The following is a 12431-nucleotide window of genomic DNA, read 5'->3' as shown; positions in this document are numbered from 1 at the left end:
GACTTCCATCGCCACGCGTTGCATCGCTGCGTATTGCTGCACGTATGCCGGCGAACCGGCACACGCACCGCACCGTCAGAAATCGAACCCCGGCCCGCCCGCACCCGGGCCGCCCGGCGCGGCTGCCGGCGCCGCATCCTTCGGCGCTTCGAACACGGTCGCATCGGTCGTCAGCAGCAGCCCCGCGACCGACGCCGCGTTCTGCAATGCCGTGCGCGTGACCTTGGTCGGATCGAGCACGCCCGATTCGACGAGGTCGCCGTATTCGCCTGTCTGCGCGTTGTACCCGAAGTTGCCCGAGCCTTCGGCCACCTTCGCGACGACGACGCTCGCTTCCTCGCCCGCGTTCGTGACGATCTGGCGCAGCGGTTCCTCGAGCGCGCGCAGCACGATCTTGATGCCCGCGTTCTGGTCGGCGTTCACGCCCTGCAGTTCGCGGATCGCCTGCCGCACGCGGATCAGCGCGACGCCGCCGCCCGGCACGATGCCTTCCTCGACGGCCGCGCGCGTCGCGTGCAGCGCGTCGTCGACGCGATCCTTCTTCTCCTTCACTTCGATCTCGGTCGCGCCGCCGACCTTGATCACCGCGACGCCGCCCGCGAGCTTCGCGACGCGTTCCTGCAGCTTTTCGCGGTCGTAGTCCGACGTGGCTTCGTCGATCTGCACGCGGATCTGCTTCACGCGCGCTTCGATGTTCTTCGCATCGCCCGCGCCGTCGATCACGGTCGTGTTTTCCTTGCCGACCTCGATGCGCTTCGCCTGGCCGAGTTCGGCAAGCGTCGCCTTTTCGAGCGTCAGGCCCGTTTCCTCGGCGATCACCTGCCCGCCGGTGAGGATCGCGATGTCCTCGAGCAGCGCCTTGCGGCGGTCGCCGAAGCCCGGCGCCTTCACGGCCACCGTCTTCAGGATCCCGCGGATGTTGTTCACGACGAGTGTCGCGAGCGCTTCGCCCTCGACATCTTCCGCGATGATCAGCAGCGGCCGGCCCGACTTCGCGACCTGTTCGAGCACCGGCAGCAGGTCGCGGATGTTCGAGATCTTCTTGTCGTGCAGCAGGATGTACGGGCTTTCGATCTCGGCGATCTGCTTGTCGGGATTGTTGATGAAGTACGGCGACAGGTAGCCGCGATCGAACTGCAGCCCCTCGACGACATCGAGTTCGTCCGCGAGCGACTTGCCGTCCTCGACGGTGATCACGCCTTCCTTGCCGACGCGGTCGATCGCTTCCGCGATGCGCTGGCCGATCGACTCCTCGCCGTTCGCGGAGATCGTCGCGACCTGCGCGATTTCCTTGCTCGTAGTGGTCGGCCGGCTGATCTTCTTCAGCTCGTCGACGGCCGCGGTGACGGCCTTGTCGATGCCGCGCTTCAGGTCAAGCGGATTGAGCCCGGCCGCGACGTATTTCTGGCCTTCGCGGACGATCGCCTGGGCGAGCACGGTCGCCGTGGTGGTGCCGTCGCCGGCCGCATCGCTGGTGCGCGACGCGACTTCCTTCACGAGCTGCGCGCCGATGTTCTGCAACTTGTCGGCCAGTTCGATTTCCTTCGCGACCGACACGCCGTCCTTCGTGACGACGGGCGCGCCGAAACTGCGTTCGAGCACGACGTTACGGCCCTTCGGCCCGAGCGTGACCTTCACCGCGTTCGCGAGAATGTTCACGCCTTCGGTCAGCCTGGCCCGTGCGACGTCGCTGAAAATGATTTCCTTTGCTGCCATGATTGCGCTCCGTTATTGATTGACGACCGCGACGATGTCTTCTTCGCGCAGCACGAGAAACTCGTTGCCGTCCACCTTGACGGCCTGGCCCGCGTACTTGCCGAACAGCACGCGCTCGCCGACCTGCAGGTCGGGCACGATGCGCTGGCCGTCCGCATCCTTGCGGCCGGGGCCAACGGCGATCACTTCACCCTGGTCGGGCTTTTCCGCGGCGCTGTCGGGGATCACGATGCCCGACGCGGTGGTGGTTTCCTGATCGAGTCGCTTCACGATCACGCGGTCGTGCAAGGGGCGTAGGCTCATTGGTTCGTCCTGTGCTGATCTGTTCTGTCGAGATGGGCTGGCACTCTTTTTCAGAGAGTGCTGACGAGTATAAAAATGCACGGCGGCGCGATCCAATAACGGATTCGGAAATGCATTCGCGCCGTCGTGCAAAGCGTGCGGTGCCGGCTATTGCGACACGGCCTGCTGCGCGGCGGGCGTGCAGACCGGGTGGATTTTTTCCCCGGCGAGCACGCGCTTCACGAACGGAATCGAATCGGCGAGCGATGCGTTCACGGTGCCGTTGTGTTCGCGGCCCGCATACAGGTGCGCCTCGACCGTCGTACCCGCCGCGCACGCATCCTTCGCGAGTGCGAGTTCGAGGGGCGCGAGCCCGTCGTCCGCACCCGCGCCGATGAAGACGGGCGTCGCGATCTTCAGCGTCGGATACTTCAGATAGTCGTCCCACCATGTCTTCAGCCGGGCATCGCCGCCGGGCTTCACGGTGTTCGCGTGCGTGAGGTGCGCGAGCGCCGCGTCGTCCTCGAGCGACGCGAGGCAACTGATGCGCGCCTGTTCGAGGATCGGCAAGGCCTGCTCGGTCAGCACTTCGTCTGCGCGCAGCGACGGGTCGATCTGCTGCGCGGAGAGCACCGAGTAGAACTGGTACGCGAGCGTCGGATCGACGCGGTCGGGGTCGCGCCGGTACGCGCTCTCGAACTTCGGCAACGACGCGAGCGTGGCGGACGATGCGTTGTAGATCGTCCCGGTAGCAACGGTCGCGCGGATCGCGAGTTCCGGCGCGTAGGCGGGTGCATAGCCGGCTGCCGCGAACACGGCCGAGCCGCCTTGCGACTGGCCGACGAGTACGACCTCGTTCGCGAGGCCCGGCACGCCGCCGAGCACCGCGCGCACGCTGTCGAGCAACGTGTAGCTGTTCGAGCGGTTGTTGAGCTGTGGATTCGGGCCGGGCGTGCCGAGCCCCTGATAGTCGGTCGCGACGACCGCGAACCCTTGTTGAAGCCACGCGTTCAGGTAGCGCACGTCGCGATACGAGCGGCCGAACCACGACGGCGCGCAGATGTCGGCCATCCCGAACGTGCCATGTGCCCACGCGACGATCGGCCAGCCGCCCGCCGGCGGCGTGCCGCGCGGCACGAACAGCGCACCCGACACGGCGATCGGCGTGCGGCCGCCGACGCCATCGGTCGATGCATAGAGGATACGCAGCTGGCGCCCGGCGCTCGCGAGCCCGAGCGTCGCCGGAAGGGGTTCGGAACGCAGCAGCACGCCGGGCGTCGCCGGAATGTCGCGGTCCCACGTGTAGAACGCGGACACGCGGCCGTCGCCTTGCAACGGATCGGGCGCGGGAACGCGGCCGGGCGAAGCCGCGTGCGCGAGGAGAGACGATACGGCGAGTGCGGAAGCCAGCAGCGTGCGTGCGGTGTAGCCGCGCAGGGGAAGGAACGTCATGGTCGGATGGGTGTCGGTGAAGTCGGATCGGACGCGCCGGACATCGCGCGGCGCGGGCCGACCACGATGCAAGTTTCGAACCAGCGCATCCGTTGGGTGCGTGGCGCGCGGCACGACGGGCCGCTGCGTCTTCCGGCGTGCCCCGCACGCATTCAGCGGCTGTGTGTCGCGCAGCAATCCGGGCTGGCGGGCTGTTGCTCCCGCAACAGAGGCACACACGTGGATCGCACGGCGCGCGTCGTGCAAGGCGCACACGCACCGTGGCGCGGGCCTTCGACGCATGCATGCGCGGCTGGCACGATTGCTGCTGATCCGGTGGCCGTGCGTCGCGGCGTGTCGACATCGCGATGCGAGCCCATCCGTCCACCCGATCAAGGAAACCCTCCTCATGTCCGTCACTTCAACCATCGACAGCGGTGAACTCGTGGCATTCGTCGAGCGCGCCACCCGCGAATTCACGCAGGCCGCGCGCGTGCTGAAGGACACGCGCACACTGTCCGCCACCAACACGTTCCAGGCGTTCCAGCGCGTGCCGGGCACCGAGCTCGTTGTCGCGCTGTCGGCGCCGAGCCCATGGGCCGCGTCGCAGGAGATCCAGCCCGTCGTCGTCACGTTCGACGGCGACGTGCTGCACGGCGACGCGCGCGCGGGCGGCAACGGGCCACGCTATGCGGACGTGTTCCGCGAGGCGCCGGAAGTCGGTGTCGTGATCCACGTGCACGGCCCGTACCTCGGCGCTTGGGCGAGCGCGCATCGTCCGTTGCCGATCCGCTACGCGCCGGCTGCGCGCTACACGCGCGCCCGCGAGATTCCGGTGTATGTCGATCGTCGTCCCGGCGAGCCGCGCTTCATCGTCGACACGATCCGCCGCACCCCCGACGTGCCTGCAATCATCGAGGCGAACGGCGGTGCGACGTTCTGGGGCCAGTCGATCCTCGATGTATCGAAGTACATCCTGATCCTCGAGGAAGCCGCGTATTTCCAGGCGCTCGCGGAACCCCTCGGCGGTTCGCTCGAATTCGGGCCGGGCGCGCTCGAGCAGCAATGGAAAATGACCGGCCTCGCATGACGTCGCGCGGCGGCCTGCGCAATCCGGCCGCCGTCATACCGATAGCTCGATGAATTGGTTCGTGGCCGGCGCGAGCCTTGTTATCGTCGAACCTTCCCCGTTCAACACGCCGGTTGTGCCATGGCCATCTTCAGCTTGCCGGACCCGACTTCGCATGCGATCACGATCCGCGCGAAGGCACTGACGTTCGACGATCCCAAATCGCGGGTGCTGCTCGAGCGCATCCAGCTCGTCGCGCCCAGCGACGCGACCGTGCTCGTCACCGGCGAGAGCGGCACTGGCAAGGAGTTGATCGCGCGCCTCGTGCATTCGCTGAGCGAGCGCCACGAGGGCCCGTTCGTCGCGGTCAACTGCGGCGCGTTCTCCGAAACGCTGATCGAAAGCGAGCTGTTCGGCCACGAGCGCGGCGCGTTCACCGGCGCGATCAACAGCCAGCCCGGCTGGTTCGAATCCGCGAATCGCGGCACGCTGTTTCTCGACGAGGTGGGCGACCTGCCGCTGTCCGCGCAGGTCAAGCTGCTGCGCGTGCTGCAGGAGCGCGAAGTGACACCGGTCGGGTCGCGCAAGACCGTGAAGATCGACGTGCGGCTCGTCGCGGCGACCAACGTGAATCTCGAAGCCGCGGTGCGCGCAGGCAATTTCCGCGAGGACCTGTACTACCGGCTCAACGTCGTGAAGCTGAGCCTGCTGCCGTTGCGCGAGCGGCCCGGCGACATCGCGCCGCTGATCGAGCACTTCATCGACACCTATGCGAAGCGGCTGCGGGTGGCCGCGCCGACGCTGACGGACGCCGCGCGCGCACGGCTGCATGCGCACGCGTGGCCCGGCAACATCCGCGAACTCGAGAATGTGATCCACCACGCGATGCTGATCTGCGCGGGCGGCGCGATCGAGGTGGGCGACCTGCAGTTTTCCGCGCTGTCGCTCGCCCCCGATGCCGGCGACTCGCGCGCCACGGCGGAGGCGCCGCGCCGTGCGCGCGATGTGGCCGAAGCGACCGACGCGCTGCGTCACGCGGTGATCGAACTGCTGGATCTCGGCACGCCGGCACTCTGGCAGCACATCGAGGACACCGTCTACCGCAGCGTGTTCGACTACAGCGAGCACAACCAGCTGCGCATGTCGCGCCTGCTCGACCAGTCACGCAACATCGTGCGCGCGCGGCTCGCACAGCTCGGCATCCTGAAGCCGCGCGACGTGGGCGACGCCGACGCGCGGCTGCGCCGTCAGGCGTGATCGCGCCAGCGCAGCGCGCGCTGCGCGATCCGCTCGCATAGCGCACTCATGCCGACGGCGAGCGTCGTCACACCCAGCACGCATACCAGCAGGACGTCGGCGCGCGCGCCGGCTTGCGCGTTCTGCATCAGACTGCCGACACCCGCGCCCGCGTTGAACAGCAGCTCGCTGCTGGTCGCGGTGATCCACGCGAACGGCACGGCCTGCAGCACGCCGGCGAACAGGTCGGGCAACGCACCCGGAATCAGCACGTCGCGCCACAGGCCGACGCGCGTCAGTCGATACGACTGCGCGAGTTCGACGTAGCGCGGATCGACGCGGCGCAGCCCGTCGAAGCTGGCGGTGGTCATCGGATAGAACGCGGCGAGCGCGATGATGAACACTTTCGCGAATTCGCCGGTGCCGGCCCACAGGCTCAGCAGTGGAATCAGGCCGAGCAGCGGCACGTAGCGCAATGCCTGGAACGCCGGCTCGCCGAGCTTGCGCGCAAGCGTCGAGCGCGCCATGGCCGCACCGAACACGAGCCCGAGCGCGACGCCGGCCACGAGGCCGAGCGTCGTGCGGCGCAGGCTCGCGCCGAGATCGGTCGCGAGTTCGCCGCTGCGCGCGAGTTCGACGAGCGCGGCGCCGACCTGCTGCAACGGCACGAACGCGTATTGATGGGCGGCGTCGCCGGACGATGCGTATTGCCATGCGGCCACCAGCAGGGCCGGCACGACGAGGCCGCACGCGCGGCGGCGCAGCGTGGCGAATGAGGGGGGGAGCGTAGCGAGGGTCATTCCGAAGTCTGTCCGTTCAGCGCGCGGGCATCTGCCAGCGCAATGCGTAGCGTTGCACGAGCGCGATCGACCGGTCGATCGCGAAGCCGATCAGCCCGATCACCGCGACGTCGATGAGCACGACGTCGAGGCGCAGCATCTGCCGCGCCAGTTCCATCATCTGGCCGATCCCGCTGTCGGCGCTGAGCAGCTCGACCGCGACGAGCGCGAGCCACGCGCGCGCGAGCGCGATCCGTACGCCCGTCAGCAGCGGCGGCAACGCGGCCGGCAGCAGCACGTCGCGCAGCAGCGCGAAGCGGCCGAGTCCGTAGTGCCGCGCCATCTCGACGAGGTCGCGCGGCGCGTCATGCACGCCCGTGTACGCGGCCAGGGCAACCGGGAAGAACACGGCCTTGCCGACCACGACGAGCTTCAGCGGCTCGTCGACGCCGATCAGCAGGATCAGCAGCGGAATCAGCGTGAGCGTCGGCACCTGCCGCAGCAGGTCGAAGGTCGGCCGCAGGTAGTCGGCGAACAGCCGGCTGCGCGCGAGCAGGATGCCGAACGCGGCACCGCCCGTCGCGCCGATCGCGAAGCCGAGCGCGAGGCGATGCAGCGTGATCATCAGGTTGTCGCGCAGTTCGCCGGTGTCGAGCAGCGTGCGCAGCGTCGCCGCGAGCCGATCGGGCGGCACGACGAGCTGTGGCGGGAACCAATGCCGTGCGCTCGCAAGCCACCACAGCGCGATGAACGCGATGGGCGTCGCCCACCACAGCGCGAGCCCGCCGAGCCGTGCCATACCGGGCAGGCGGAGCGCGCGTGCGCCGTTCGACGCGAGGGCATGCATCGGCATCAGCGGCTCGCGACGCGTGCGGCGTCGGCGCGCCAGTAGCCGTCGAGGCCGAGCTGCTTGAGCGCGGTCGACACGAAGGTCGGCGCGAGCAGCGCGTTCACGTCGACCGGCGTGGACGTCAGGCCGGCCTGGCGGCTGTACGCGACGACGTCGCGGTAGTGGCCGGTCAGGGCCGGCGTGAAGAGCGGCGTCCATTGCTCCTTCCACGGCGTCGATTCGTCCGCGTATTCGCGCCGCACGACGCTTTCGGGCTGGCCCGATGCGCTCAGGATCTTCACGTACGCGTCGCGGTTCTGCGGTTGCGAGATCCAGTGTGCGGCACGCACGTAGGCTGTCGCGACAAGCTGCGTGATGTCGGGGTAGCGCCGCACGAAATCGTCGGACGCCCACAGCTCCGCGCGCATCTTCCAGTCATCGGGCGCCGTCTTGGTTGACCAGATGATCTTGCCGACCTGCTTGTCGACGAGCGAATAGGCGTCGGACAGCGTGAAGAAGCCGTCGACGCGGCCGGCCGCGACGGCCGCCGCGCCGGCCTGCGGGTCGAGGTTGTAGATCTTGAAGTCGGACAGCTTCAGCCCGTTCTCGGCGAGCAGCTTGCTGAACGTGACTTCCCATGGCCGGCCGCGATTGAGCGCGATGCGCTTGCCTTTCAGGTCGACGATCGACTTCGCGGTCGAACCGGCCGGCACGACGAGATACGTGTTGCTGCCGACGCCACCCGGCACGATCAGGCGCGTCGGCGTGCCCGATGCGTTGACGACGACCGACGGCAGATCGCCGTAGCCCGCGAAATCGATGCTGCCGTTCGTGAACGCCTCGTTGACGAGCGTGCCGACTGCCGCGGTCGACACGGGTACCCATTGCAGTTTCACGTGCCGTGCGGCCAGTGCCTTTTCGAGCGACTTGTCGGCGTCGATCAGCGCGGACGCGCCCGCGTATTGCGTCTTGCCGGCGCTCGAATACGCGACGACGGCGATCCGTACGACCTTGGGCGCATCGTCCGCATGCGCAGCCGGCGCGGCGAGCGATGCGGCGGCGAACGGCAGCACGGCGAACAGCGCGCGCAGCGGGCGGTGCAGCGAGGCGAGGGAGAGCGTGTATTTCATGATGATCCGGAGCAGGGGGCGGAAAAGGGGCTCACGCGCGTTTCTGCAGCGACGGCCGCAGCACGTCGGCGAGCGGGCGCGGGTCGATCCAGTCGGCGACGTCGAAGTCGGCTTCCAGAAAGCCCTGGTCGTGCAGGAACGTCTTGAAGTCGTCGAGCGCGGCGACCGATTCGTCGTCGAGGTTGACGCCGAGATGCCGGTGCAGCTGGTTGCCGTACGCGGCGCGGACCCAGTCGATCGACGACGCGGTTTCGCCGGCCACGTAGTGCGCGGTTTCGTCGGGATGCGTGCCGGCCCATTCGCCGGCGGCGACCACGAGCTTCAGGAAGCCGGCGACGATGTCCGGATGGTTCGCGAGCACGTCGGCGTTGACGGTCAGCGGGCGCGGCGTGCCGTTGTTGTTGCGGATCGAACGCTCCGGATGAAAGCCGATGTCGATCACGACGTGCGCGCCGATCAGCTGCGCGATCTCGAGGCCGGTCGAGCCCTTCACGTAGATCGCGTCGACTTCGCCGCGCAGCAGCGCGCCGGCTTCGGCCGCATACAGCGCGCGGCTCGAAAAGCCGTGCGGTGACGCGAACAGGTCCGCCGCGCGTGCGGGCCCGACGGCCTGCAGCGTGCGTGCCTGCACGTCGACGAGTTCGACGTCGCGTGTGGTCAGCCCGTCGAGGCTCAGCGCGTTGCCGAAACCGCGCAGCGCCGACGCGCGAAAGATGTCGATGCGGTCGTCGGGGCGGCTCGGGATCGCGATGCGGCGCCCGCGCAACGCCTTCACGGAGCGGATACCCGACTCGGGCCGCGCGAGGATCAACTGCGATTCGTCGACCCACGACAGCCCGATCACGCGCGTGTTCGCGCCGTTCGAGCGCGCCCACATCGCGGGGATGCTGCCGCCCTGGCGAAACGACCGCGTCAGCGTGTGATCGCTGATCGACGACACGTCGTGCCGCGTGGCGCCGCGCGGCGAGCGGATCGCGACGCCGTCGGCCGACGTTTCGCCGTTGAGCCAGCCGAGATGCACGGCGATGCCGAGCGGGGTCGGCACGGGCGATCGGGCGTACCAGAACGTCTGCTGCTTGTCCGATGACGAATCGGGCCTGTCTGTCATGGGTGAGATTCCCTCTCTGCGTAAGCATGGTTGAAGCCCGGTCGCGCACGGCGTCGGTGTCGCACGCGCGGGCCGGTCAACGTTGCAAGTTCCGGGCCAGTGAACGGAAACGGCGCGGCCGCACGCGGCGCGGGCGTCGCGCGGGAGGTGCGATGCACGTGCCGATGCATCGCCTGTTGCGTCAGCAACAGTCGCGTCGGCCGCTGTTGCGCGCGCAGCAGCGGTGCGGCCGGTGCAGCAGCGCGGTACGGGCGTGTTTCGGTGTGGCCAGCACCAGCCGGCGCGCGCTGCGCGATTGCCGCTGATGCCCGACCGGCAAGGCGCCGTGCGCATTCATCGACGGCTCGGCACGCGCGGTGGCGAGCGCGTTGGCACACCGCGTGCTTTACAGCGCAGCACACGCGCGGCACGCCGATGCCGCACGCAATCCGAATGGCCCGACCAGGAGAACTCCGATGGCTGTTGAATTTCTGTGGCGCCTGCCGATGCATGGCGACGGCCGGCGCGCACACGACCTGCATACGCGCGGCGAATGGAACCGTCAGCGCGCGTCGCGCGTCGCGCCGAAAGTCGACGACGACGATTTCGGCTACATCGACTATCTGTCGCAGGTCGCGCGCGCGGCCGACATCGCCGGTTTCCACGGCGCGCTGATTCCGATCTTCCGCTTTACCGAGGAACCGTGGGTCGTGGCCGCCGCGCTGGCGCGCGAGACACGCCGGCTGCGGCTCCTGATCGCGCTGCAGCCGCATTTCGTGCATCCGGTCTATGCAGCGCAGATGGCCGCGAGCCTGCAGCGGATCAGCCGCGGCCGTGTCGAGTGGAACGTCGTCACGGGCGGTGGCGGCCCCGACCAGCGCGCATACGGCGACTTCATCGATCACGACAGCCGCTATGCGCGCACCGACGAATTCCTCGATGTCGTGAAGGGCGTCGCGGCCGGTGAGCCGTTCACGTTCGACGGCCGCTTCTACCGCGTCGAAGCCGGCGGCCTGCTGCCGCCGCTGAGCGGCCAGAAGCCGCCGCGCATCTACCTGGCCGGCGCGAGCGATGCCGCGCTCGCGGTCGCCGCGAAGCATGGCGACGTGCACCTGAGCTGGGGCGAGCCGCTTGGAAAACAGAAGGAAGTGATCGATGCGGCGCGCCGCGCGCTCGAGCGCCAGAACGCCGAGCGCGACCTGCGCTTCGGCATGCGCATCGACATCCTGGCGCGCGAGACCGAGGAGCAGGCGTGGGCCGAGTTGCGGCAGATGTTCGCGACGGTGGGCGACGCGACGCGCAACGGCTTCGGCGGGCGCGGCGAGTCGTCGGAATCGGTCGGCGCGAAACGCCAGTTCGCGCTGCACCAGGGCAACACGCAGCACTTCGACGACCTGATCGTCGGCCCGAACCTGTGGGCCGGGATGTCGCAGATTCGCGGTGGCCCCGGCTGCGTGATCGTCGGCAGCCACGAGCAGGTGGCCGAGCGGCTCGCGGAATACGTCGACATCGGCGTCTCGACGTTCATCCTCGCGAGCAACCCGCATCTCGAGGAGGCGTACCGCGTGGGCGAGGAAGTGCTGCCGCTCGTCGACGGCGCGCTGAACGCGCGCGGCACGCGGGCGGCGCTGCGTGTAGCCGGCGCATGAGCGCAACGGCAATCCCGCGCAATCCAACGACATCGACAAGGACATTCACCATGACGACACTCGCTGCGCAGGCCACGGCCTGCGACGCACTCTGGTACACGCGCTGCCCGGTGCCGACCGCGCTCGGCATCGCCGTGCACCGCGGCTGGTTCGAAGAGGAGTTCGGGCCGGACGGCATCGCGCTGCATTCGCTGCAGGAGACGGCCGACGCCGGCAAGCGTGAATCGCACTTCGATCACAGCATGCCGCACTCGTTCCGGCAGGGCGGCAACATCCCGGCGCTGTGGGCGCGGGCGCGCGGCGCCGATACGCGCGTGATCGGCCTGTCGTGGACCAACGAATTCCAGGCGATCGTCACGTTGCCCGATCGCGGCATCCGCACCGTGCGCGACCTGCGCGGCCGGCGGCTCGGGTTGCCGCGCCATCCGATCAGCATCGACTTCTGGCGCGCGGCCGCGCTGAAAGGCTTCCTGAGCGCGCTCGAACTGGAAGGGCTCGGGCACGGCGACGCCGAATGGGTTGACCTGCCCGACCAGCGCGAGCGCCGCACCGGGCCCGCTTCGTTCACGCGCGGCCCGCACGAGTACGGGCTCGAGATCGCGGCGCTCATGCGCGGCGAGGTCGACGCGGTGTTCGTGAAAGGCGTCGAGGGGCTCGAAACCGTGCATCTGATCGACGCGCAGGTCGTCATCGATCTCGGTGCGCACCCCGATCCGCTCGTGCGGATCGGCAACGGCACGCCGCGCACGCTGACCGTCGACCGCGCACTGATCGACGCGCGCCCCGATCTCGTCAGCCGTTTCCTGTCGGTCGTGGTGGGGGCCGGCGACTGGGCCGCGCGCCATCCGGCGGAGACGGTCGCCTATATCGGCCGCGAAACGCGCGCGTCCGACGAATGGGTGCGCTATGCGTACGGTGCGGATGTGCACCGCCATCTGGAGACGGGGCTCGCGCAGACGTCGATCGACGGGCTGGTCGCGTTCAAGGACTTCCTCGTCGAGTGGGGCTTCCTCGAACAGGATTTCGATGCGCGCGCATGGATCGACCCGGCGCCGTTCACGCGGATCGACCGGCAACGCCATGCGTGGGTCGCGTAGCGCGCCGCGGCGCGTCACTGCAAGGAGTCGAGCATGACAGGTCTGACGATCGAATACGGGGTGCCCCCGGCGCGCCGGCATGCGGCGCGCGCGGCGCCGCGTGCGGGTGCGGGCGGGGTGGCGGGC

The 12431-nt window shown here is 68.9% G+C and carries 11 protein-coding genes; 4 read left to right on the top strand and 7 right to left on the bottom strand.

Annotation, left to right across the window (positions count from 1 at the left end; genetic code table 11):
- Nucleotides 1-75: 75 nt before the first annotated feature.
- The 3 genes from groL to BDO18943_RS10945 all read right to left on the bottom strand — a co-directional run bounded on the left by groL (nt 76) and on the right by BDO18943_RS10945 (nt 3450).
- Nucleotides 76-1716, bottom strand: a complete 1641-nt coding sequence (groL, locus tag BDO18943_RS10955; RefSeq protein WP_175022305.1) for a chaperonin GroEL — start codon at nt 1714-1716, stop codon at nt 76-78.
- A gap of 12 nt (nt 1717-1728) precedes the next feature.
- On the bottom strand, nt 1729-2019 hold the full coding sequence (locus BDO18943_RS10950) for a co-chaperone GroES (RefSeq protein WP_011356207.1): 291 nt from the start codon (nt 2017-2019) through the stop codon (nt 1729-1731).
- Nucleotides 2020-2166: 147 nt separating this feature from the next.
- On the bottom strand, nt 2167-3450 hold the full coding sequence (locus BDO18943_RS10945; RefSeq protein WP_175022304.1) for an alpha/beta fold hydrolase: 1284 nt from the start codon (nt 3448-3450) through the stop codon (nt 2167-2169).
- Nucleotides 3451-3838: 388 nt separating this feature from the next.
- Between BDO18943_RS10945 and BDO18943_RS10940 the strand changes: the two genes are divergently transcribed.
- Nucleotides 3839-4519, top strand: a complete 681-nt coding sequence (locus tag BDO18943_RS10940; RefSeq protein ID WP_175022303.1) for a class II aldolase/adducin family protein — start codon at nt 3839-3841, stop codon at nt 4517-4519.
- 120 nt (nt 4520-4639) lie between these two features.
- Nucleotides 4640-5755 (top strand): sigma-54 interaction domain-containing protein, encoded by a 1116-nt coding sequence (locus BDO18943_RS10935; protein WP_175022302.1) that lies wholly within the window; start codon nt 4640-4642, stop codon nt 5753-5755.
- Here BDO18943_RS10935 and BDO18943_RS10930 read toward each other — a convergent pair.
- From BDO18943_RS10930 to BDO18943_RS10915, 4 genes are read right to left on the bottom strand one after another with little or no spacing between them, the layout of a single operon-like run.
- Entirely contained in the window at nt 5746-6534 is a 789-nt protein-coding gene (locus tag BDO18943_RS10930) for an ABC transporter permease (RefSeq protein WP_175022301.1), read from the bottom strand. The genes BDO18943_RS10935 and BDO18943_RS10930 overlap by 10 nt on opposite strands.
- 16 nt (nt 6535-6550) lie before the next feature.
- Nucleotides 6551-7366: an ABC transporter permease gene (locus tag BDO18943_RS10925; RefSeq protein WP_175022300.1), complete on the bottom strand. Its 816-nt coding sequence runs from the start codon at nt 7364-7366 to the stop codon at nt 6551-6553.
- Nucleotides 7366-8472: a PhnD/SsuA/transferrin family substrate-binding protein gene (locus BDO18943_RS10920; protein ID WP_175022299.1), complete on the bottom strand. Its 1107-nt coding sequence runs from the start codon at nt 8470-8472 to the stop codon at nt 7366-7368. The genes BDO18943_RS10925 and BDO18943_RS10920 overlap by 1 nt, the downstream gene beginning before the upstream one ends.
- A 31-nt stretch (nt 8473-8503) precedes the next feature.
- A complete protein-coding gene (locus tag BDO18943_RS10915; protein WP_175022298.1) occupies nt 8504-9580 on the bottom strand; it encodes an ABC transporter substrate-binding protein in 1077 nt (358 codons plus the stop codon).
- Nucleotides 9581-10035: 455 nt separating this feature from the next.
- Between BDO18943_RS10915 and BDO18943_RS10910 the strand changes: the two genes are divergently transcribed.
- Together BDO18943_RS10910 and BDO18943_RS10905 are read left to right on the top strand one after the other, a co-directional pair.
- Nucleotides 10036-11208: an LLM class flavin-dependent oxidoreductase gene (locus tag BDO18943_RS10910; RefSeq protein ID WP_175022297.1), complete on the top strand. Its 1173-nt coding sequence runs from the start codon at nt 10036-10038 to the stop codon at nt 11206-11208.
- A gap of 50 nt (nt 11209-11258) precedes the next feature.
- Entirely contained in the window at nt 11259-12305 is a 1047-nt protein-coding gene (locus tag BDO18943_RS10905; protein WP_175022296.1) for an ABC transporter substrate-binding protein, read from the top strand.
- Nucleotides 12306-12431 lie beyond the last annotated feature (126 nt).

This window comes from Burkholderia aenigmatica (assembly GCF_902499175.1).
Classification (GTDB): Bacteria; Pseudomonadota; Gammaproteobacteria; order Burkholderiales; family Burkholderiaceae; genus Burkholderia; species Burkholderia aenigmatica.
This window is presented reverse-complemented; position numbering and strand designations above follow the sequence as displayed.

Coding starts and splice junctions, on each gene's coding strand:
- BDO18943_RS10920 (WP_175022299.1), bottom strand. CDS start 8,472: ATGAAATACACGCTCTCCCTCGCCTCGCTGCACCGCCCGCTGCGCGCG.
- groL (WP_175022305.1), bottom strand. CDS start 1,716: ATGGCAGCAAAGGAAATCATTTTCAGCGACGTCGCACGGGCCAGGCTG.
- BDO18943_RS10915 (WP_175022298.1), bottom strand. CDS start 9,580: ATGACAGACAGGCCCGATTCGTCATCGGACAAGCAGCAGACGTTCTGG.
- BDO18943_RS10910 (WP_175022297.1), top strand. CDS start 10,036: ATGGCTGTTGAATTTCTGTGGCGCCTGCCGATGCATGGCGACGGCCGG.
- BDO18943_RS10930 (WP_175022301.1), bottom strand. CDS start 6,534: ATGACCCTCGCTACGCTCCCCCCCTCATTCGCCACGCTGCGCCGCCGC.
- BDO18943_RS10925 (WP_175022300.1), bottom strand. CDS start 7,366: ATGCCGATGCATGCCCTCGCGTCGAACGGCGCACGCGCGCTCCGCCTG.
- BDO18943_RS10950 (WP_011356207.1), bottom strand. CDS start 2,019: ATGAGCCTACGCCCCTTGCACGACCGCGTGATCGTGAAGCGACTCGAT.
- BDO18943_RS10940 (WP_175022303.1), top strand. CDS start 3,839: ATGTCCGTCACTTCAACCATCGACAGCGGTGAACTCGTGGCATTCGTC.
- BDO18943_RS10935 (WP_175022302.1), top strand. CDS start 4,640: ATGGCCATCTTCAGCTTGCCGGACCCGACTTCGCATGCGATCACGATC.
- BDO18943_RS10945 (WP_175022304.1), bottom strand. CDS start 3,450: ATGACGTTCCTTCCCCTGCGCGGCTACACCGCACGCACGCTGCTGGCT.
- BDO18943_RS10905 (WP_175022296.1), top strand. CDS start 11,259: ATGACGACACTCGCTGCGCAGGCCACGGCCTGCGACGCACTCTGGTAC.